21 protein-coding genes are annotated in these 21,160 nt (G+C 34.5%); 15 read left to right on the top strand and 6 right to left on the bottom strand.

What is annotated here, in order from left to right:
- Positions 1–6 precede the first annotated feature (6 nt).
- Both ACFOZ1_RS05400 and ACFOZ1_RS05395 read left to right on the top strand, forming a co-directional pair.
- Positions 7–1,131: a S1C family serine protease gene (locus ACFOZ1_RS05400; protein WP_390196801.1), complete on the top strand. Its 1,125-nt coding sequence runs from the start codon at positions 7–9 to the stop codon at positions 1,129–1,131.
- A gap of 19 nt (positions 1,132–1,150) precedes the next feature.
- On the top strand, positions 1,151–1,798 hold the full coding sequence (locus ACFOZ1_RS05395; protein ID WP_390196798.1) for a hypothetical protein: 648 nt from the start codon (positions 1,151–1,153) through the stop codon (positions 1,796–1,798).
- A 37-nt stretch (positions 1,799–1,835) separates the two neighbouring features.
- On the opposite strand, the gene ACFOZ1_RS05390 is transcribed toward ACFOZ1_RS05395, so the two are convergent.
- Positions 1,836–2,285, bottom strand: a complete 450-nt coding sequence (locus tag ACFOZ1_RS05390; protein ID WP_390196796.1) for a hypothetical protein — start codon at positions 2,283–2,285, stop codon at positions 1,836–1,838.
- 197 nt (positions 2,286–2,482) lie between these two features.
- Here ACFOZ1_RS05390 and ACFOZ1_RS05385 point away from each other — a divergent pair, with 197 nt between their 5' ends.
- From ACFOZ1_RS05385 to spoVAE, 4 genes are read left to right on the top strand one after another with little or no spacing between them, the layout of a single operon-like run.
- Positions 2,483–2,938: a hypothetical protein gene (locus ACFOZ1_RS05385; protein WP_390196793.1), complete on the top strand. Its 456-nt coding sequence runs from the start codon at positions 2,483–2,485 to the stop codon at positions 2,936–2,938.
- 13 nt (positions 2,939–2,951) lie between these two features.
- Positions 2,952–3,407, top strand: a complete 456-nt coding sequence (gene spoVAC, locus ACFOZ1_RS05380) for a stage V sporulation protein AC (RefSeq protein WP_390196790.1) — start codon at positions 2,952–2,954, stop codon at positions 3,405–3,407.
- Entirely contained in the window at positions 3,407–4,429 is a 1,023-nt protein-coding gene (gene spoVAD / locus ACFOZ1_RS05375) for a stage V sporulation protein AD (RefSeq protein ID WP_390196787.1), read from the top strand. The genes spoVAC and spoVAD overlap by 1 nt, the downstream gene beginning before the upstream one ends.
- Positions 4,429–4,779 carry a stage V sporulation protein AE gene (gene spoVAE / locus ACFOZ1_RS05370; RefSeq protein WP_390196784.1) on the top strand — a complete coding sequence of 117 codons (351 nt, stop codon included), beginning with the start codon at positions 4,429–4,431 and terminating at the stop codon, positions 4,777–4,779. The genes spoVAD and spoVAE overlap by 1 nt, the downstream gene beginning before the upstream one ends.
- Positions 4,780–5,266: 487 nt before the next feature.
- On the opposite strand, the gene ACFOZ1_RS05365 is transcribed toward spoVAE, so the two are convergent.
- Both ACFOZ1_RS05365 and ACFOZ1_RS05360 read right to left on the bottom strand, forming a co-directional pair.
- Positions 5,267–6,247 (bottom strand): zinc-binding dehydrogenase, encoded by a 981-nt coding sequence (locus ACFOZ1_RS05365; protein ID WP_390196781.1) that lies wholly within the window; start codon positions 6,245–6,247, stop codon positions 5,267–5,269.
- A complete protein-coding gene (locus ACFOZ1_RS05360) occupies positions 6,244–6,726 on the bottom strand; it encodes a DUF6884 domain-containing protein (RefSeq protein ID WP_390196778.1) in 483 nt (160 codons plus the stop codon). The genes ACFOZ1_RS05365 and ACFOZ1_RS05360 overlap by 4 nt, the downstream gene beginning before the upstream one ends.
- Positions 6,727–7,434: 708 nt before the next feature.
- Here ACFOZ1_RS05360 and ilvB point away from each other — a divergent pair.
- The 8 genes from ilvB to ACFOZ1_RS05320 all read left to right on the top strand — a co-directional run bounded on the left by ilvB (position 7,435) and on the right by ACFOZ1_RS05320 (position 16,468).
- The gene (ilvB, locus tag ACFOZ1_RS05355) at positions 7,435–9,168 is read left to right on the top strand and encodes a biosynthetic-type acetolactate synthase large subunit (RefSeq protein ID WP_390196774.1); all 1,734 of its coding nucleotides are present in this window, start codon (positions 7,435–7,437) and stop codon (positions 9,166–9,168) included.
- The gene (ilvN, locus tag ACFOZ1_RS05350) at positions 9,165–9,686 is read left to right on the top strand and encodes an acetolactate synthase small subunit (protein ID WP_390196771.1); all 522 of its coding nucleotides are present in this window, start codon (positions 9,165–9,167) and stop codon (positions 9,684–9,686) included. Before ilvB ends, ilvN begins: the two co-directional genes overlap by 4 nt.
- Positions 9,687–9,779: 93 nt before the next feature.
- A complete protein-coding gene (ilvC, locus tag ACFOZ1_RS05345) occupies positions 9,780–10,811 on the top strand; it encodes a ketol-acid reductoisomerase (RefSeq protein ID WP_390196768.1) in 1,032 nt (343 codons plus the stop codon).
- Positions 10,798–12,327: a 2-isopropylmalate synthase gene (locus tag ACFOZ1_RS05340; protein WP_390196765.1), complete on the top strand. Its 1,530-nt coding sequence runs from the start codon at positions 10,798–10,800 to the stop codon at positions 12,325–12,327. Before ilvC ends, ACFOZ1_RS05340 begins: the two co-directional genes overlap by 14 nt.
- A 25-nt stretch (positions 12,328–12,352) precedes the next feature.
- Entirely contained in the window at positions 12,353–13,420 is a 1,068-nt protein-coding gene (leuB, locus tag ACFOZ1_RS05335; RefSeq protein ID WP_390196762.1) for a 3-isopropylmalate dehydrogenase, read from the top strand.
- Positions 13,421–13,523: 103 nt separating this feature from the next.
- Positions 13,524–14,942 carry a 3-isopropylmalate dehydratase large subunit gene (leuC, locus tag ACFOZ1_RS05330; protein WP_390196759.1) on the top strand — a complete coding sequence of 473 codons (1,419 nt, stop codon included), beginning with the start codon at positions 13,524–13,526 and terminating at the stop codon, positions 14,940–14,942.
- Between the two features lie 31 nt (positions 14,943–14,973).
- Positions 14,974–15,558, top strand: coding sequence for a 3-isopropylmalate dehydratase small subunit (gene leuD, locus ACFOZ1_RS05325; RefSeq protein ID WP_390196756.1), 585 nt, complete (start codon positions 14,974–14,976; stop codon positions 15,556–15,558).
- Positions 15,559–15,769: 211 nt separating this feature from the next.
- Positions 15,770–16,468, top strand: coding sequence for a TraR/DksA C4-type zinc finger protein (locus ACFOZ1_RS05320; protein ID WP_390196753.1), 699 nt, complete (start codon positions 15,770–15,772; stop codon positions 16,466–16,468).
- A 59-nt stretch (positions 16,469–16,527) separates the two neighbouring features.
- On the opposite strand, the gene splB is transcribed toward ACFOZ1_RS05320, so the two are convergent.
- On the bottom strand, positions 16,528–17,556 hold the full coding sequence (gene splB / locus ACFOZ1_RS05315) for a spore photoproduct lyase (protein ID WP_390196750.1): 1,029 nt from the start codon (positions 17,554–17,556) through the stop codon (positions 16,528–16,530).
- Positions 17,549–17,806, bottom strand: coding sequence for a transcriptional regulator SplA domain-containing protein (locus tag ACFOZ1_RS05310; RefSeq protein WP_390196748.1), 258 nt, complete (start codon positions 17,804–17,806; stop codon positions 17,549–17,551). The genes splB and ACFOZ1_RS05310 overlap by 8 nt, the downstream gene beginning before the upstream one ends.
- 191 nt (positions 17,807–17,997) lie before the next feature.
- Here ACFOZ1_RS05310 and htpG point away from each other — a divergent pair, with 191 nt between their 5' ends.
- Entirely contained in the window at positions 17,998–19,878 is a 1,881-nt protein-coding gene (gene htpG / locus ACFOZ1_RS05305; RefSeq protein WP_390196745.1) for a molecular chaperone HtpG, read from the top strand.
- 54 nt (positions 19,879–19,932) lie between these two features.
- Here the strand turns inward: htpG and ACFOZ1_RS05300 are convergent, their stop codons facing one another.
- Positions 19,933–20,973 (bottom strand): lactonase family protein, encoded by a 1,041-nt coding sequence (locus ACFOZ1_RS05300; protein ID WP_465253840.1) that lies wholly within the window; start codon positions 20,971–20,973, stop codon positions 19,933–19,935.
- Positions 20,974–21,160: the final 187 nt, after the last annotated feature.

Below are 21,160 nucleotides of genomic sequence, written 5' to 3'. Positions count from 1 at the left end.
ACATAAATGAAGTTAAAGAAGAAAATAAATCTTATTATTGCAATAATTATTTCTCTTGTGACAGGAATCATTGCTGTCACATTCATCATCAATTGGCAACAAACTTCATTAATTGTCAACAAACCATTTGTTCAAGCAAATTCGACTTCTTCTACACAATTAGATTTACAAACAATAATTCACAATGCCCAAAAAGGCGTTGTTCAAATAGAAGCAATTAACGGTATCCAACAAAAAGTAGGAGCTGGATTTCTCTATAATCACAGTGGAGATATCGTTACAAATGCACATGTTGTGGAAGACGCGGAACATATTATCGTCAAATTAGCAAATGGGCATAAGTATGTTGGTGCAATCGTAGAAATAGGCGAAACTACAGACATTGCGGTAATTAGAGTGCCTGAATTAAAATATACAGAGCCATTAGCAATTGAAGATAATTACCAACCAAAAATTGGCGATGAAATTATCGCTATCGGAAGTCCTACAGGTATTCAAAATGCTGTTTCTCTTGGCGTTATTGTTGGATATGACCGTACATTTTCCATTGCTCCATTTGATTATGAAAATGTCTACCAAATTTCAGCAAATATCACTTATGGCAATAGTGGCGGTCCTCTCATTCTAAAAGAAAATGGTAAAGTAATTGGCGTAAATGCAGCCGGTATTAGCGATACAGATATTGGTTTTAGTATTCCTTTAACGACTATTACAGAAAAGCTATCTAATTGGATTGCTGAAGTAGATGATGCAAGTTTAGTATATTCTTCACAACTTGATAAGAATTTAAATTTGGAAATTACTGAAGATGATGCAAAATATATTATTGAATATTTCTTCTCAAATATTACATTAAGGGATTATCTAAATGCATACACATTATTAAGTAGTGAATTACAATCAAGTTGGGAATATACAGAATTTCGTAATACATTTATCTCAACAATTGACGTGAATATAAAAGAAATGAGAGTGACTGAGCATTCGGACAAAGAAATCCACTGGAAGGTAGAAAGCGATATAGTTGTTCGAAACAACAATAAAGATAAAACAATTACTCAAATAAATCAATTCGTTTTAGGTTATGAGCATGACCAATTAAAAATTATTGACTATGTAAAAAATAAGTAATAAATAGAGGTGATCACCTTTGCGTATTAGAAGTATTAGAACATGGATAATCATTTTGCTATCGGCTATTATTATCATTACAATTGTAGCACCTAATAAAAAAGTAGAAGTTTTACAAAAAGAAGAAGCAGGCAATATACATGCTACTTCTACTCAAACAACTGCTTCTACTAGTATTGACCCTAATATTCATTTTTTAATCGAGGATGAAGTTGTGACAATTAATACAGAAAATATTCCTATTCTTTATTCACTTTTGAGTACTTCTCAAAATATTCATTTGACAAAAAACAAAATGTCTCTTCAAAAGGTGGAGCCACTGGATACGTATCTACTATCATTTAATTGTCAAAAATCATGTTCTTATATGATTATAAACATGACAAAAGACATGGAATCAATGTTATTAGCTGATTATGTTAAATTTAAGAAATATTATGTATCTCCAAATCGTGATAAAGTTCTCTTTGTATTTCATCAAAAAGGGTACGACAAGACAATCGTTTTTGGTTTAAACGAATGGAAACAAATAAAATATACGACACTTCAAGAAGTAACCGAGCCACTGAACATCCAAGATATACAATGGTTGGACAATAAATCCTATGAATTAAGTCTCAGTACTACGACGCAAACTGTTATATATGAAGAAATGAAGGAAGAATAAAGGTCATACTATTATCTATAGAAAAGGTGAAGTCTACTTACTCAAAATAGACTTCACCTTTTGTTTTTATATTTACGATTTCTTCTCCATCATCAAATTGAGTGTGGACGTATATAATATGCTTCCCTTCTGTCAGATTGTCATACACTAAAGGGTCTTGAGGGTGATAATGATATCCAGGCAATAACAACCTATTTCGGTGACTTCCAGTAAATACTGGATTATCTTTATCCATTGTAATTGCTGTAAGTGGCGTGCGGTGTTTTATTGATAATTTTTCTTGACCAATATATTCAAGAGATCTCAATACTTGAAACTGCTCTTTATTAACAGCTTCTATTCGTATATGTATAATATAATCATTATATTCTTCTTTAAAAATAACCGTTTTTTCTAATACTGGTTGATGATTGAATATTGAAAACAAATAAACACCTATACTTATAGTAATAATCACCAATGTGACAATTAGTACTTTTTTCCTCATTCGATACATCCCCTTATCCCTCTCTATATACTATATGACGAATTTAATTACCAAAAAGTTTCATTAATTATTGTTAGAATTTCATTTTGTCGAAAATTTTAGTAACATCTTCTATTCAAATTTTTGTATATTTTAATTTTTTCTAAACAAACTATTAGTATGATTATTCATGAATGCTAATGGAAAGGAACATGCAAATGAGATCTATTTATTTGTTACTATTCACCGTTACTGCAATGTTTTTGCTACACGGTTGTACGGAAAAAAATAACGATGCTCAATCGAATACAAATAACTCAATTCTTCCCTTGAGTAATGAAAGTACACCATTAACATATCCCATACCAAAGAAAGTACAACAAATTATAGAAAAAAAGGAAAATCATATTAAAGATTATAAAGTAATTATGACGAAAGAAGATCTATTTATTACGATCATCGTTCAATCAATAAACCAAGTGAATGAACAAGATATCGCTAAACAGATAGAAAAAGAACTAATTGATGCAATCTCCAATAAAGAAATTCACGTAACATCAGATGAGAAATTTTTGATGGAAATCAATAAGTTACAAGAAACAAATTCCATCAGTAAAAAAGAACTAGAGAAAACACTAACAGAATGGAAAAAACTTTTAAAAGATCAAACGTAATGAGGTGATTACATTGTCGAATAAAGAAACATCCTATCAAACTTATGAAAAAAAATTAGAACCAAAACGCCCTGTGATTAAAAATTGTATCAAAGCATTTCTAGTTGGTGGCTTTGTCTGTGTTATTGGCCAACTTATTTCCACTTTTTATATGTATTATTTCCATTTTACAGAACAAACAGTCGGTAACCCAACTGTCGCAACATTAATATTTATAACCATGATTCTAACAGGTATTGGAGTGTATGACAAAATCGCACAATTTGCAGGTGCGGGTACAGCTGTTCCTGTTACTGGCTTTGGTAATGCAGTCATTTCTGCTGCTATTGAACATAGAACGGAAGGATTTGTACAAGGGGTTGGAGGAAATATGTTCAAGCTTGCTGGTTCTGTCATTATGTTTGGTGTTGTTTCTGCTTTCGTTGTCGCATTAATTAAAACAATTATACTTAATTGGAGTGGTATGTAATGTTAAAAGGAACAGCTACTATCCTATTTGACCAACCACCAAGTATCCTATCAACAGGTATTGTTGGAGGACCCTTTGAACAAAAAGCTGCAATTAAAGATGATTTTGACACATTTTTCACAGATCAGTGGATGGAAGAAAAATCATTCGAACAAGCACATTGTCATTTAATTGAAGAAGCGTGTAGTATTGCAATGAGTAAAATAAACTTACAGAATGAAGATATTTCTTTTTTTATTCATGGTGACCTGATTAATCAGATTACTCCTTCTAATTTTGCAGCGAGTCAATTAAATATACCATATTTAGGGATATTTAATGCCTGTGCTACTTCTATGGAAGGATTAGCAATGGCAGCCTTATTGTTAAGTACAAACAATGCAGAATATGTTCTCACAGGAGCAGCAAGCCATAATTCTGCAGCTGAAAGACAATTTCGATATCCTACTGAATATGGAAGTCAAAAACCTGATACCGCCCAATGGACAGTTACAGGTTCAGGCATTGCATTACTTGCAAAAGAAGGTTCTGGACCGAAAGTTACTTCCGCAACTATTGGAAAAGTGATTGACGAAGGGATGACAGATCCATTCAATATGGGCGGTGCTATGGCTCCAGCAGCGTATGATACGATTTTACAACACCTACGAGATCGAAATATTGATGCAAATTACTATGATTATATAGTAACAGGAGATTTAGCTAAATATGGCAGAGAAATTTGTATCGACTTATTCCAAAGAAATAATCAACAAATTACTATCGAAAGGTTTCTTGATTGTGGATTAATGATTTATTCTAAAGAGCAATCCGTATTTGCAGGCGCAAGTGGACCTGCATGTTCAGCAATCGTCACATATGGACACTTGTTGAAACGGATGCAAAATGGAGAAATTAATCGTTTATTAATTGTAGCTACTGGTGCATTGCTATCACCATTATCTGTGCAACAAAAACAATCTATCCCTTGTATTGCACATGCTGTCTCCATTGAAAATATACCGACAGGAGGAGCGTCATAATGGTCTTTTTTTGGGCATTTCTTGTCGGAGGTATCATCTGTGTAATTGGTCAATTATTATTCGATGTGGCCAAATTAACTCCAGGCCACACCCTTAGTATTCTCGTTGTCGCTGGAGCTATATTAGACGGATTCGGTCTATATGAACCGTTAATCGATTTAGCAGGAGCTGGTGCTACTGTGCCAATAACTAGTTTTGGTAATTCCTTAGTCCATGGTGCATTAGAAGAAGCAGATAAACATGGCATTATCGGTGTCATCACAGGAATGTTTAAAATGACAAGTTCAGGCATCACAGCAGCAATTGTCTTCGGATTCATCGGCGCACTACTATTTAAACCAAAAGGATAATCAAAAGCAAAAACGCCCGTTCAGAAACGTAGCAACTGGAATGAATCAAACAAAATAAAGGAATCACGATGAGCTTGCGAATCGATGATGACTTATTGATGGTTGATTCATGAAGTTGTCTAGTTTCTGGGCGTTTGAGTTCGACGAATCAAAAGCGAAAATACCCGGTTAGAAACATAGCGAGTGGTGAGTATTAGACTTAAACAAGAAACGAAATATAAGACACAAACTTTAATGAGTCATGATGAAATGAATTGTGTGCATATAAACCGATGTGGCTTGCACACTCCCCCTTTCCATGGCCCATTCTCAGCAGCTAACTTTTTCATGTACATAACGCATATATAAAATCCCCACATTAACAAATAGAGTCAAATACACACTAAATCCAAATGATTCGGTGGTTACCAAATCGTTTGGATTTTTGTAATTAAAGAACTATTTTGCATCATTCTTTTTTATCTATGCTATTTTTCTTTCACAACTATTAATCGTTAAATCGAACAACAATTTTACCCACTTGATTTTGCTTCTCCAAATAGGTAAAAGCTCTGTCTAATTCATCAAAAGAAAAGCTTGTATCTATAAATGGTTTGATGTTGTGTTGCTTCACAAATGCAAGTAATTCTATAAATTCTTCCCTGCTCCCCATTGTTGATCCAATCATATGATATTGCCCATAAAAAAATTGTCTAAGATTAAATGAGAATATATCATCTGTAGAAGAACCATATGTAACGATCCTTCCACCTTTTTTCAAAACTTCTAAAGATCGATTGAACGTCTTCCCTCCAATACTTTCAATAACTAAATCAACTGTTTCATCATGCAGTTCTCTGACCCAATCATCCTCTGTCTCCAAACCTCTATCATATTTTAAGTCAATCGCCATATCTAATTTAGCTTGCGTTCTAGATGTAGTAATAACACGTAAACCAATTGCTTTTGCAAACTGGATTATAAAGGTGTTTACGCCACCACTCACTCCAGGAATGAACAATGTCTCCCCTTTTTTTGCTTGTCCTTGTGTGCACAACGCACGATAACCTGTTAATGCAGCTAAAGAAAATACTCCAGCTTCTTCCCAAGATAAATGGGATGGTTTTTCAGCTACAAAGTCTTCGTGTATTACTATCTTTTCTGCAAAAGTTCCATTGTATGGGACGCCAACGATTTCAAATTCTTCAGGTGGAGCTTCATTTTTATTGTACCAATTTAAGCCTGGATTAATAATTACTTCATCCCCTACATGAAATTTGGTAACATTTTCTCCAATTGCTTCAACGATTCCTGCTCCATCCGATCCTAGTATAAATGCTTCTTGAGATTGGACGCGTTCTTTTATCATTAAATCTCGATGATTCATTCCTGCTGTGATTAATTTAACCTTCACTTCATTTGGATGAACACTCGGTTCCTCCATCTCTTTCCAAGTATATAATCCATTCTCTACTACATATGCTTTCATAAATCACCCTTCTCTCCTCGATGTAATTGGATATCATTTTCTATGCTCTTTTTTAATAATTGTTGTATTTCACCAATACCTCTTGTTCCTAATAATGGGAATTCAATTGTTTGAACATCATCAAATATCATGTTTACAATTGGAATATATTTCTTTCCCATTAATGCAACAATATGAGAAAAATGATCCAATTTTTTCTCTTTCTTTTGTTTTAATAACTTATCTGTCGAGATAATCTTCTCTTTAAATTTAGGTTGAAAAGTTACATCATAATTAGATTTTATAACATCATTACTTATCAGCAATCCATGTTTTGCTGATAAAATCACATAATTAGTACTGTAGTTTTTCGCATAAACTTTAGTAAGTTTATGTAATGTACCGATATATGCTTCATCTGCAATGGCATGCCCATATTCAGGATATTTATCCCATATTTTTCTTTTCCCACACGGAATAACAAATAATATTTCTCCCATTATAACTCCTCTTCATCCATATTTTACTGTCATGTTAATTATATCATCCATGAAAATGTGTAGCAAAAATACATTTAATTATTATTTTTCCTCCCGTGTGAAAATGTTATTATAACAATATTGTAAACGATTTCTGTTTTCTTCCTTTTTTGAAATGTCAGAAAATTTCTTCAAAAACAGTTGACCAATTGCAAAAATGATTGTATTATTGTCGTCAATCAGATATTTTTATTTAACAAATTTCTCTTAACAAGCAGTAGACAGAATGGTTTGTTTCGTATAGTATATAATTATACTGACAATTCAGAAATATATAAAAACGTTGACGGGAACTAAAGATGAAGATTATGTATTTACAGAGAGCCAAGGTTGCTGGGAGCTTGGCAATACACCTTCATTCAACTACTCATCCCTGAGTGTTATACTGAACAGTTCTTAACTTATTAAGTATAACCAGGTGTAATTGCACCTGTTATCAAAAAGAAGCAGCTTATTAATTGTTGCTTCACAAGGCAATATTTGTAAAAATATTGTGAATCAGGGTGGTACCGTGAAAAGAAAGGCCTTTTCTCCCTTGTTGATCATTCCATTTCATATGGATTATGAACAAGATAGAATTGGCCTTTTTTGTATATACTTGAGACATTCACAATTATTAAACCGACATGATAATAGGGTAAATTAGTGAATTTGTAGGAGGGATTATAAATGGAAAGAGCGAATACGCAAGCAGAACAAACTTCAATGCAAAAGGAACCTAAAACTGGTGCTGACTTGCTAGTAGAGTCTTTGATCAATGAAGGTGTAGAAACAATCTTCGGTTATCCTGGTGGTGCTGCATTACCTATATTTGATGCATTATACAAAGCACAGAATTCTTTTACACAAATATTAGCTAGACATGAACAAGGATCTATTCACGCTGCAGAAGGTTATGCTAGAGTTTCTGGCAAACCAGGTGTAGTCATTGCTACTTCTGGTCCAGGTGCAACTAATTTAGTCACAGGGATTGCAGATGCCATGATTGATTCTTTACCATTAATCGTCATCACAGGGCAAGTTGCACAAGGTATTATTGGTACGGATGCATTTCAAGAAGTGGATGTAATGGGTGTGACTACTCCTATTACAAAGCATAATTACCAAGTACGAAATGTGAATGACTTACCTAGAATTGTTAAAGAAGCATTCCATATTGCTACAACTGGTCGTCCAGGACCTGTATTAATTGATATGCCTAAAGATATATCAGCAGAAGTAATCACAAATCATTTGCCAAAAGAAGTTATTTTAGATTTACCTGGGTATCAGCCAACGATTAAACCTAACCCACTTCAAATTAAGAAGTTAGCTGAAGCAATTGAGCAAGCAAAAAAACCAGTAATTTTATCTGGTGCAGGTATATTATTTGCAAAAGCTTCTGAAGAAATCAAAACATTTGCTGAAAAATATTCCATTCCTGTTGCATCAACACTTCTTGGTTTAGGTGCATTTCCGGGTGAACACCCATTATTTTTAGGAATGGCAGGTATGCACGGAACATACGCTGCAAATACAGCACTTTATGAATGCGATTTGTTAATTAATATCGGTGCAAGATTTGATGATCGATTAACAGGTAACTTAGCTTCTTTCGCACCAAATGCTACTGTTGCGCATATCGATATTGATCCAGCAGAAATCGGTAAAAATGTACCTACTGAAATACCAATCGTTAGTGATGCAAAAGAAGCTTTGACAAAACTTTTAGCACACAATATACAACAACCAACACACGAAGATTGGTTAGTTCGTCTACATGAGAACAGAAAAGAATATCCATTGTGGTATAACAATCCTGATAGTGAGATGATTGGTCAATGGGTAATTGAAAAAGTATATGAAGCAACAGAAGGAAAAGCAATCGTAACAACAGATGTTGGTCAACATCAAATGTGGACAGCACAATTTTACAAATTCAATAGTCCTGACCGTTGGGTTTCATCAGGTGGTCTTGGAACAATGGGATTTGGCTTCCCTGCTGCAATTGGAGCTCAACTAGCTAAACCAGAAGATACGGTTGTTTCTATCGTAGGTGACGGAGGATTCCAAATGACATTGCAAGAATTGTCTATTTTACAAGAAAGAGGCTTACCTGTAAAAGTAATTATTGTTAACAATCAAGCACTTGGAATGGTAAGACAATGGCAAGAAGCATTCTATTCAGAACGTTATTCTCAATCGATATTTAACATCCAACCAGACTTTGTTAAATTAGCTGAATCGTATAATGTTAAAGGATTGAAAGTCACAACACAACAAGAATTTATCGATGCATTACCTGAGATATTTGATTATGAAGGTCCTGTTCTAGTTGATGCAAGGGTAATCCAACAAGAAAATGTATTTCCTATGATAGCTCCAGGTAAAGGTCTTAATGAAATGATTGGGGTGAAACCATGAAACGTATTATTACAGCTACAGTAAGAAATCGTAGTGGTGTACTAAATCGTGTGACAAGTTTACTTCAACGTAGACAATTTAATATTGAAAGTATTTCTGTCGGTCGTACTGAGACAGAAGGCATGTCTAAAATGACATTCGTTGTCGATGTTGAAGATTATCAAAAATTAGAACAAGTAACAAAACAATTAAACAAACAAATAGACGTAATAAAAGTGTCTGATATTTCAGAAAAAGCAATTGTCGCAAGAGAACTTGCACTAATTAAAATTGTTAGTAATAGTCAATTGCGTGGTGAAATCCAAGGAATTATTGATCCTTTTAGAGCATCCATTATTGATATAAGCAAAGACAGTATTTCCATTCAAGTTACAGGAAAACCTGAAAAAATCGAAGCACTTATTGAATTGCTTAAACCATTTGGTATTAAAGAATTGGCCCGTACTGGTGTCACAGCATTAGTAAGGAGTCAACAACCAGCAAGTAATGATTCAACCCTCCCTTCTATCTTAGGGTAAAAACAGTATATATTAGAAAAGTGATCATCATGATCTCTTTTCTACTACTATAAAAATATAAAAATTAAAATTATTGAGAGGATGTAATTTAAAATGACGAAAGTACTTTATAACAACAATATTAACGAAGAGGTATTACAATCTAAAAAGGTAGCAATTATTGGATATGGTTCACAAGGTCATGCACATGCACTTAACTTAAAAGAAAGTGGATTCGATGTTGTAGTTGGTCTACGTAAAGGTGGTTCATGGGATAAAGCTGTAGAAGATGGAGTAGATGTAAAAACAGTTGCAGAAGCTGCAAAAGAAGCTGACGTAATCATGATTCTTCTTCCAGATGAGTATCAACCAGCAATCTATAAAGAAGCAATTGAACCAAATCTAGAAGCAGGCAATTCACTAGTATTCGCTCATGGTTTCAACATTCACTTTAATCAAATTGTACCACCAAGTAATGTAGATGTATTTTTAGTTGCACCGAAAGGTCCTGGTCATTTAGTGCGTAGAACGTATCAAGAAGGTGCTGGAGTACCTGCACTTTACGGTATTTATCAAGATGCAACTGGAAATGCTAAAGAAATTGCACTAGCATACGCTAAAGGAATTGGATCAGGTCGTGCTGGTATTCTTGAAACAACTTTCCAAGAAGAAACTGAAACAGATTTATTTGGAGAGCAAGCAGTATTATGTGGTGGTGCATCTGCATTAGTTAAAGCAGGTTTTGAAACACTTGTAGAAGCTGGATACCAACCAGAGGTAGCTTACTTCGAATGTCTACATGAGTTAAAATTAATTGTTGATTTAATGTATGAAGGTGGATTAGAAAACATGCGTCATTCTATCTCTGATACTGCAGAGTGGGGCGATTTCATGTCAGGACCACGTGTTGTTGATGAAAGCACAAAAGCTCGTATGAAAGATGTACTTACTGACATTCAAACAGGTAAATTTGCTCAAGGTTGGATTTTAGAAAATCAAGCAAATCGTCCACGTTACACTGCTATTAAACGTGCAGAAAATGAACATTTAATTGAGAAAGTAGGTAAAGAGCTGCGTGAATTAATGCCATTTGTAAAGCAAAAGGCAATTAATAAAAAGGAAGTGGTCTCTAATGACTCAAATTAAGATTTTTGATACAACACTTCGAGATGGTGAACAATCCCCAGGAGTGAATCTAAATCAATTAGAAAAACTTGAGTTAGCTAAACAATTAGAACGCTTTGGGGTTGATGTAATGGAGGCAGGTTTTCCTGCTTCCTCCCAAGGTGATTTCAATGCAGTTAAAAAAATTGCAGAAACAGTAAAAAATGTTTCTGTTGCAGGCTTAGCCAGAGCTGTAAAATCAGATATAGATGCATGTTGGGAAGCATTAAAAAATGCAGAGAACCCTCGCTTACATGTCTTTATTGCTACCTCCCCTATTCACATGAAATACAAATTAAAAAAATCACCTGAAGAAGTGATTGAAACAGCTGTCGAAATGGTGAAATACGGTAAACAATTTTTTGATCATGTAGAATGGTCAGCTGAAGATGCTTCACGTTCTGATTTAGATTTCTTAGCAAAAATAATCGAAAAAGTTATTGATGCTGGAGCAACAGTCATCAATTTACCAGATACTGTAGGATATACAATGCCAAGAGAATATGGCGCAATGTTCCGTTACATGAAAGAAAATGTTCCAAATATTGATAAAGTAGATTTATCTTGCCATTGCCATGATGATTTAGGAATGGCTCTTGCAAATTCATTTGCAGCAATTGAGAATGGTGCAACACAAGTCGAAGGTACGATTAATGGTATAGGAGAACGCGCTGGAAATGCATCATTAGAGGAATTTGGTGTTGCATTAACAATCCGTAATGATTATTATCCATACCAAACGAATTTAGTATTAAAAGAAATTAAACGTACGAGTGATATGGTAAGCAAATTCACTGGTATGACGGTTCCTGGAAACAAAGCGGTAGTTGGTCGAAATGCTTTTGCACACGAATCTGGTATCCATCAAGATGGTGTGTTAAAGAATGCTGAAACATATGAGATCATTACACCTGAATTAGTTGGTGTACAATCAAATAATTTAGTATTAGGTAAACACTCTGGCCGTCACGCTTTCACTGATAAAATTAAACAACTCGGTTTCACATTAACAGATGATAAAATTAAAGAAGCATTTGTTGCATTTAAATCTTTAACAGATAGAAAGAAAGAAGTAACAGATGATGATTTGTTTGCAATATTAACAGATATTCAAACAGATACATCTAATATCAAACGATACTCACTTCAAGAATTTAAAGTACAATACGGTTCTTCTGACAAGCCAAATGCAACTGTTACATTGCATACACCTGATGACGATATCATTGAAAAGACCGCAACAGGCCAAGGAAGTGTAGAAGCACTATACAATACTTTAGATCAAATTATTAAAGAAGAAACACATCTCACTGATTTCCAACTCAATTCAATAGGAAAAGGTAGAGATGCTCTCGCTGAAGTACATGTCTCATTAACTGTAGAAGATGTACATGTTACAGGTCGCGGTTCAGCACAGGATGTTTTAGAAGCTGCTGTCCAAGCATATTTAAATGGTGTAAACAGAGCAATTTACAAAACAACCACAGATAAAGTATAGATAATGGTTTTAGGAGGTCGTATTAGTGATTAACAAAATCGTCATGCTCCCTGGTGATGGAATTGGTGCAGAAGTAATTTATGCAGCAAAAGAAGTACTAGAAGCAATCGCAAAAAAGTTTGATAGACAGTTTGAGTTCTCCGTTCACGACATTGGAGGGATTGCAATTGATCGTCATGGTACTCCCCTCCCTACTGAAACAGTAGAAGCTTGTAAGAAAGCAGATGCTGTACTATTAGGTGCTGTTGGTGGACCGAAATGGGATAATAATCCGTCTGATTTAAGACCAGAAAGAGGATTACTTGGCATTCGTAAAGCATTAGATTTGTATGCGAACTTACGCCCAGTAAAAGGATTCGAAAAGTTATTACATGCCTCCCCTCTTCGCCAAGATATCATTCAAGGAAGTGACCTTCTAATTGTTAGAGAATTGACTGGTGGATTGTATTTTGGAACACCTAGTGAACGACGAAATAATGGGGAAGATGTTGTAGATACGCTGGCATACTCTCGCAAAGAAATTGAACGAATAGTAGACAAAGCATTCCAAAGTGCTCAATTACGTAAAAAACATCTAACTTCCGTCGATAAAGCAAATGTACTTGAATCTAGTAAACTATGGCGCGAAATTGTGGAAGAGAAAAAAGTTCAATATCCAGACGTAACTGTGGAGCACGTGCTTGTTGATGCCTGCGCAATGAAATTAATCACGAATCCAACCGACTTCGATGTCATTGTTACAGAAAACATGTTTGGTGATATTTTAAGTGACGAAGCATCAGTATTAACAGGATCACTTGGTATGTTACCTTCAGCAAGTCTTGCAGAAGATGGCGTGGGATTATATGAACCAGCACACGGATCTGCTCCTGACATTGCAGGCCAAGGAATTGCAAATCCAATTGCCATGATTCTATCTGCCGCTATGATGTTACGTTATTCTTTTGAGATGAACGAAGAAGCTCGTGCGATAGAAAAAGCTGTAGAAGATGTATTAAACGAAGGTTATCATACAAAAGACTTAAAAAGTCATGATGGTACATTAGTTAATACAAATGAAATGACTGCACTTATTACTAAAGCAATATTGTAATGTTTCACGGACCCTTTCGGCGTACACTATGTCTCATAGCAATACGCCGATATTTTTTCACAAGATTATAGCTAAACTATTTGTGAGTAAGGAGTTGAAAGAGATGAGAAAGCCTAAAACAGTAGTCGAAAAGATTTGGGAAAAGCATGTCGTCCATCACGAAGAAGGGAAACCAGATTTATTATATATTGATTTACATTTAGTGCATGAGGTTACATCACCTCAAGCATTTGAAGGTTTAAGAATCAATAATCGGAAAGTACGCCGACCTGATTTAACATTTGCAACAATGGATCATAATGTTCCGACAATTCATCGAAATGTGATAAAAGATGAAGTATCCAAAACCCAAATGGAAACATTGAAAACAAACTGCGAGGAATTTAATGTTCCATTAGCAGATATCCATCATCCTGATCAAGGTATTGTACACGTCATAGGTCCTGAATTAGGATTAACTCAACCAGGAAAAACAATTGTTTGTGGAGATAGCCATACTTCTACACATGGTGCATTTGGTGCTTTAGCTTTTGGAATTGGAACAAGTGAAGTAGAACATGTTTTAGCTACACAAACGATTTGGCAAGCAAAACCTAAAACACTTAATGTAAAAGTAAATGGCAAGTTAGGTACTGGTGTCACTGCAAAAGATTTAATTTTAGCAATTATCGGGAAATTCGGTGTGAAATTTGGTACTGGCTACGTAATTGAATATACTGGTGAAGCAATTCGTAATCTATCAATGGAAGGTCGTATGACAGTATGTAACATGTCTATTGAAGCTGGTGCAAGAGCTGGTTTGATCAGTCCTGATGACACGACTGTTGAATTTTTAAGAGGTCGACGTCATGTACCAACTGGAGAAGCTTTTGATCAATTAGCAGAAGAATGGAAAGCACTTGCTACAGATGAAGGCGCAATTTATGATGAAACAGTTGAAATCGATGCAGCAGATATCGAGCCACAAGTAACTTGGGGAACAAATCCTGGTATGTGTATTCCAGTAAGTGCAAATGTGCCAAGTGTAGAGGATGGTCAATCAGATAACGATAAAGAAGAAATTAAACGAGCATTGGAATATATGGGATTACAAGGTGGAGAACCAATCTCCTCTGTTGCAATTGAACATGTCTTTATCGGCTCTTGTACGAATTCACGTTTTGCTGACCTAAAGAAAGCAGCGGATATTGTTAAAGGACATCATGTGCATCCAAATGTGAGAGCAATTGTTGTACCTGGTTCACATAGCGTCAAAAAACAAGCAGAAGATGCCGGTATTGATATCATTTTTAAAGAAGCTGGATTTGAGTGGCGCGATGCAGGCTGTAGTATGTGTTTAGCAATGAACGATGATGTCGTACCTGAAGGAGAACGTTGTGCATCTACTTCTAACCGTAACTTCGAAGGACGTCAAGGTACTGGTGCAAGAACACACTTAGTTAGTCCAGAAATGGCTGCTGCTGCTGCTGTTAAAGGACACTTTGTCGATGTACGGACATTAGGAGTACCAGCACACAACTAAAGAATATATGTAATGAAGGGGGTAACACGTGATGGAACCAATCAGAAAACATACTGGTCTTGTCTATCCATTAAATCGTGCGAACGTGGATACAGATCAGATAATACCAAAACAATTTCTTAAGAGAATTTCTAGACAAGGATTTGGACAATTTGTCTTTTATAATTGGCGCTTCGACTCAAAAGGAACATTACGAGATGATTTCTCATTAAATCAACCGAAATATGAGGGCACATCTATTCTAGTAGCAGGAGAAAACTTTGGATGTGGCTCTTCACGTGAACATGCACCATGGGCTTTATTAGACTATGGATTTCGAGTGGTTATTGCTCCGAGTTATGCAGATATTTTCTATAATAATTGTACAAAAAATGGAATATTACCTGTTATTTTAAGTGATGACGACGTCCAAACATTAATTAAAAATGCAGAAGCAGAACAATACTATCTAACAGTTGATCTTGAAGCGAAAAAAGTATATGACAACAAAGGATTTGAGGCAACATTTGATTTAGATTCTTATAAACGCGAAATGTTATTAAACGGTTGGGATGATATTGCCGTGACCCTTACACATGTCGATAAAATAGATCAATTTGAAGCTAATCGTAAATAAATTTCAATCCTTTTGAACCCATATTCGTTTTTATAACGATATGGGTTTTTTAATTGTAGGAAGAAGCAATCAAAATGTATCGCATACTCGTCTACTAACCATTCTTATTATTGGCATCCTCCCCACCTTTATGTTTAAAAAGGATTTCCAATATCAAGTGAAAGTTGTTTCCACCAATGTGGTTATACTATGGTTACAGGAGGTGATTGATTTGTTGAATAAAGAACAACTAGACTCATGTAAAACGGAACTGTTAGCTAGAAAAAAACAATTATTACAACATTTAAAAGATGATTATGGTCTCTCTGCTGCTATGGCCGACCAATCTATTTCTGAGTTATCTAGTTATGATAATCATCCAGGTGATTTAGGTACTGAATTATTTGAACGAGAGAAAGATCTCGCGCTTGACATGCGTACAAAAGATGAATTATATGAAATTGAACACGCACTAAAGAAGTTGGAAGCTCACACATATGGGCTGTGTGAGATTTGTCATCAACCGATCGCATTGGAACGTCTACAAGTGATTCCAACAGCAACAACATGTGTGAATCATACAAAAACAATGAATGTTTCCAAAAGACCAACCGAAGAAACAACAATATCCCCAACATTAAATGAAAAAATATATAGAGAAGAAAATACGCTCTTTGATGAAGAAGATAGTTGGCAACAAGTTGAAATGTTTGGTTCTTCTAACACACCTTCTGATTATTTTCAATCAGAAAATGAGTATAATCATTTATATACAAACAGTGATGAATTAATCGGAAGTGTAGAAGCATTGGAAGGGTTTTTGCTAGCAGATATCCACGGTAAATATATTGGTGTGAACGAAAAACATGAAAGATATGAAAATTATCTCGATGAAAATCATGTCGAGTCGATTTTTTATACGAATGATTAAAATATTACCCGAACAGTTTAAGCTTAACTTGAACGTTCGGGTATATTTCATGCACTTAATTACGTAAAGTATTCTAATTTTGCATTCAGAAAAAACTCTTTCATATAAGCGTATAAATGATCTTTAATTTCCGTTTCTTCTTCCTTTGTATAGATATATTTTCCAATTCCGTATTTCCCCCATTTGTATCTTCTTTTTGCTTCATCTAATTCTAATTTGGTCATTGGATAGTTTTTTTCGATTACTCGCTTGGCAGGCTTTGTAAATCGATGTTGAATAAATTCAAAGGTAAGATTGTTTTGTGCGTCTTGTGGTAATTCCTCTGATAGTTTTTTAAACATCTGATAATACCCTTCTTCCCAACCTTCGTGTAAATAGATTGGCGCGACAATGAATCCTAATGGATATCCAGCTCTAGCAACTTTTTCTGCCGCTTCTATTCTTTTTATTAATGGAGACGTCCCTGGTTCAAAGTACTTTATGACGTAATCTGCATTGATACTAAAACGGAAACGGGTTTTCCCATTATGTTTAGCATCTAACAAATGATCGACATGATGAAATTTAGTAACAAATCGGAGTTTTCCATATTCACTTTTTCCGAAAAACTCAATTGCCTGTTTTAATGTGTGTGTTAAATGATCAATACCAACGATATCAGATGTACATGATGCTTCAAATCTGGTTATTTCAGGTGCACGTTCTTCCATATACTTTGTTGCAGCATCAAATATTTCATCTGTATTTACATATGTTCGAATATATGGTTTACTGCCCATCGTTGTCTGCAAATAACAGTAATGACAATGTCCCATACACCCTGTCGCAAAAGGAATGGCATACTCAGCAGATGGTTTAGAAGTATCAAATTTTAGCGTTTTTCTTATTCCTACTACAAGCGTTGATTTCGCGACACGATATTTTTGAAAATCATTATCTCCAGGTAAATTTCTCACTTGATTATGAGATGTAGTGTAACGAATCTCAATATCCATCTTCTCAAATTTTTGCTTAAGTTCCTCCCCAAGTGGATATTCCAATGCGTTTGGTTCAAAATAAACGAGTTGTGGAACAAATGGCTTAATCATCGAATAAGTCTCCGTCAAAGAATTGTTGATAAGCTGCTTCTGCTGATTGTTCATTCGGATAAACGGCTATTTCTTCTGTTAAAGGATAGTATGTTTCATAAAGAAATAATGCCAAGCCCTTTGGATTATCAGGATCATTCACAACAGCTGCCTCTTGAATATTCGCAACATCTTGCGTGTGTGGATTACGATAAAACACATACACAACATCTCCAACTCTGTATTGATTATAATCAGAAGAATCAATCATCTTTTATACCTCCCCTATTTCTTATAGAGATATGTTTCCAAAGGAAGTCGATTTTATGTATGGTTTCATTATTCCACATCAAACCCCATCATTTGGCATACTTGACATTCGTTTATTTTTGTAATAAATTTAACTATGTTAGCACTCATCATACGAGAGTGCTAATACAGAAATAAATGGGAGGCGCAATAATGGAGAAAAAACAATTTCAAGCAGAATCGAAACGCTTATTAGAAATGATGGTTCATTCTATTTATTCACAAAAAGAGATTTTCTTAAGAGAACTCATTTCCAATGCAAGTGATGCGATTGACAAAATTTATTACAAAGCATTAACAGATGAGTCCATCACATTCCATAAGGATGATTATTATATTAAGATCGTACCTAACCAAGATGATAGAACATTGACAATAAAAGATACAGGTATCGGTATGACAAAAGACGAACTCGAAGAAAATTTAGGTACAATTGCCAAAAGTGGTTCACTTGCATTCAAAAAGGAAGTCGATATGCAAGAAGGACAAGAAATCATAGGTCAATTTGGTGTTGGTTTTTATTCTTCTTTTATGGTTGCTGAAGAAGTTACCGTTTATACTCGTTCATTACATAATGAAGAAGGTTACAAATGGCATTCTAATGGCCAAGATGGCTATACTATTGAAGCTTATGATAAGGAAGATATTGGTACAGAAATAGTAATCAAATTAAAAGAAAATGAAGAAGAAGAGAATTATGATCAATTTTTAGAAACGTATCAATTACGTTCACTTATTAAAAAGTATTCAGATTTTATTCGATATCCAATCAAAATGGATATTACGGAAAAACAACCAAAAGAGGATAATGAAGAAGAATTTATTGATGTAATTGAAGAACAAACCATCAATAGCATGGTCCCTATTTGGAGAAAAAATAAACAAGAATTACAAGACGAGGATTACAACCAATTTTATCAAGAGAAACACTTCGGTTTTGACAAGCCTTTAAGTCATCTACATGTAAGTGTTGATGGTATGGTTAGATTCCAATCTATTCTTTACATTCCTGAACAATTACCATTTAATTATTATTCACAAGATTTTGAAAAAGGGTTAGAGCTTTATTCAAATGGCGTATTAATTATGGAAAAGTGTGCAGATCTCTTACCTGATTACTTTAGCTTTGTTCGAGGTATTGTTGATTCTGAAGATTTATCATTAAATATTTCTCGCGAGATATTACAACAAGACCGTCAAGTGAAATTAATTGCTAAGAATATCGAGAAAAAAATTAAAAATCATCTACAAAGTTTACTTAAAAATGATAGAGACAAGTATGAGACATTCTTTGATGCATTTGGTCGTCAATTAAAATATGGTGTATACAGTGAATTTGGGGCAAACAAAGATAAATTAAAAGATCTCATTCTATTCTATTCCTCTAAAGAGAAAAAATTGGTTACATTAAAGGAATATGTAGAACGCATGCCTGAAGACCAAGAACACATTTATTATGCAACAGGGGATTCACATGATCGAATTGAGAAACTTCCTCAAACTGAGCTTGTGAAAGACAAAGGATTTGAAATTTTATATTTCACAGATGAAATAGATGAATTTGCTATTAAAATGCTGATGAATTACGACGAAAAAGAATTCAAGTCTGTTTCTAGTGGTGACTTAAATCTAGAAGATGAAGAAACAAAAAAAGAAGCAGAAAAACAATTAGAAGAACACAAAGATTTATTTGCTGAGATGAAAGAATTATTAGGTGACAAAATTAAAGAAGTACGTCTGTCTACCCGTTTAAAATCACATCCAGTCTGCTTATCTGCTGAAGGCGATGTATCGATTGAAATGGAAAAGGTTTTGAGTCAAATGCCAGACAGTCAAAATGTACAAGCGAATAAAGTATTAGAAATCAATAATAAACATGAGGTATTTCAAGCATTAGTCAACGCACATGAATCTGACAAAGAGAAGTTAAAACTTTATACAAATATTTTGTATAACCAAGCATTATTAATTGAAGGGTTACCTATTGAAGATCCTGTAGCATTGACAAATGACATGTGCAAAGTGATGATTTAATCACGAACATAAGAAGACATGAAGCAAAATCGGCTTCATGTCTTTCTTTTTATCTTATTTAAGAAACTTTACACAAACAGGTTCTGGCGCATAAATGTCTTTTTCGATTAATGTCAGTTTACCAGTTCCTTTATCTCTTTCAAACAATGTTAAATTATTAGATTCTTGATTGGAAGCTACAAGGAAGTTTTCTGTCGGATCAAGTACAAAATCACGAGGCCACTGCCCTTCTGTATGTGTCCATTCCACAAACTCAAGTGTACATTTATCTGTCACTTTAAATATTGCAATGGAATCATGTCCTCTATTCCCTGCATAGACGAACTTTCCATCACTCGAAATGTGAATTGCACTGCCTTGGCTATTATCTGTGAAATCACCAGGTAATGTAGAAATGCTTTGAACTTCTTCAAATTGTCCATTTCCATCATATTTTAAAACAATTACTTCATTACTCAACTCTGTCATCACAAAAGCATATTGCCCATTTGGATGAAAAGTAATATGTCGTGGGCCGCTTCCTTCTTTTGTATGGAACACATATTTCTTCTCTAATGTGCCTGATTCATACGCATAACTAGTAATCGTATCTGTTCCTAAGTCTACAATCACTACATATTTTTCGTCAGGAGTAAATCCTGCATAATGCAAATGTGGCTTCTCTTGACGTTCGTGTGGTCCATTTCCTTCATGTTGTGCTGTATCTACAATCTTTACAGAGCCTTCACTATTGATCGTGTGTAGTACTCCTAATGTCGAATGATAATTTGCTGTTACTAAAACGGAATTGGCTTCATTTACTTCAATATGACATGGTGGTGAGCCTTGTAGAGACTGTTCGTTAATTTTTGCTAACTGTCCATTTTCGTCAATTGAAAAGGAAGCTACTCCACCTTCTTCACCCATTTTTGCAACTGCATATAAGTTTTTGTTATCTTTACTTACCGTAACATATGTAGGGTTACTAAGTTCTGCGGCTACAGTAACCTGTTCTAATTTTTTGTTATGTACGTCTAACTCAAAACGATACACACCTTTACTCTCTTTTTTTGTGTATGTACCAACATATCCAATAAATCGATCGTTCCCCATTATATCCCTCTTTTCAATATTTTATATGTAAAGTATATCAAAATACTGCTTATGTTGCTATTTTCTGAATTATCTAGATATTTCTATATTGATGCAACAAATGAAACAAAGATGAGTATGACAAAACAGGTTCATCATACTCATCATTCATTACATTCCAGGGTTTTTTTCTTTTTTCATTTGAAAATAA

This window comes from Gracilibacillus marinus (assembly GCF_042651725.1).
Lineage (GTDB): Bacteria > Bacillota > Bacilli > Bacillales > Amphibacillaceae > Gracilibacillus > Gracilibacillus marinus.
The sequence above is the reverse complement of the archived record's forward strand: the minus strand, read 5'-3'. Positions and strand labels throughout refer to the sequence as shown.

Excerpts from the sequence above, each read along its gene's own strand:
- leuD (WP_390196756.1), top strand. The coding sequence starts at position 14,974 with ATGGAACCAATCAGAAAACATACTGGTCTTGTCTATCCATTAAATCGT.
- splB (WP_390196750.1), bottom strand. The coding sequence starts at position 17,556 with ATGATTAAGCCATTTGTTCCACAACTCGTTTATTTTGAACCAAACGCA.
- ACFOZ1_RS05400 (WP_390196801.1), top strand. The coding sequence starts at position 7 with ATGAAGTTAAAGAAGAAAATAAATCTTATTATTGCAATAATTATTTCT.
- ilvC (WP_390196768.1), top strand. The coding sequence starts at position 9,780 with ATGACGAAAGTACTTTATAACAACAATATTAACGAAGAGGTATTACAA.
- spoVAD (WP_390196787.1), top strand. The coding sequence starts at position 3,407 with ATGTTAAAAGGAACAGCTACTATCCTATTTGACCAACCACCAAGTATC.
- ACFOZ1_RS05365 (WP_390196781.1), bottom strand. The coding sequence starts at position 6,247 with ATGAAAGCATATGTAGTAGAGAATGGATTATATACTTGGAAAGAGATG.
- spoVAE (WP_390196784.1), top strand. The coding sequence starts at position 4,429 with ATGGTCTTTTTTTGGGCATTTCTTGTCGGAGGTATCATCTGTGTAATT.
- htpG (WP_390196745.1), top strand. The coding sequence starts at position 17,998 with ATGGAGAAAAAACAATTTCAAGCAGAATCGAAACGCTTATTAGAAATG.
- ilvB (WP_390196774.1), top strand. The coding sequence starts at position 7,435 with ATGGAAAGAGCGAATACGCAAGCAGAACAAACTTCAATGCAAAAGGAA.
- ACFOZ1_RS05340 (WP_390196765.1), top strand. The coding sequence starts at position 10,798 with ATGACTCAAATTAAGATTTTTGATACAACACTTCGAGATGGTGAACAA.
- ACFOZ1_RS05360 (WP_390196778.1), bottom strand. The coding sequence starts at position 6,726 with ATGGGAGAAATATTATTTGTTATTCCGTGTGGGAAAAGAAAAATATGG.
- ilvN (WP_390196771.1), top strand. The coding sequence starts at position 9,165 with ATGAAACGTATTATTACAGCTACAGTAAGAAATCGTAGTGGTGTACTA.
- ACFOZ1_RS05385 (WP_390196793.1), top strand. The coding sequence starts at position 2,483 with ATGAGATCTATTTATTTGTTACTATTCACCGTTACTGCAATGTTTTTG.
- leuC (WP_390196759.1), top strand. The coding sequence starts at position 13,524 with ATGAGAAAGCCTAAAACAGTAGTCGAAAAGATTTGGGAAAAGCATGTC.
- ACFOZ1_RS05390 (WP_390196796.1), bottom strand. The coding sequence starts at position 2,285 with ATGAGGAAAAAAGTACTAATTGTCACATTGGTGATTATTACTATAAGT.
- ACFOZ1_RS05310 (WP_390196748.1), bottom strand. The coding sequence starts at position 17,806 with ATGATTGATTCTTCTGATTATAATCAATACAGAGTTGGAGATGTTGTG.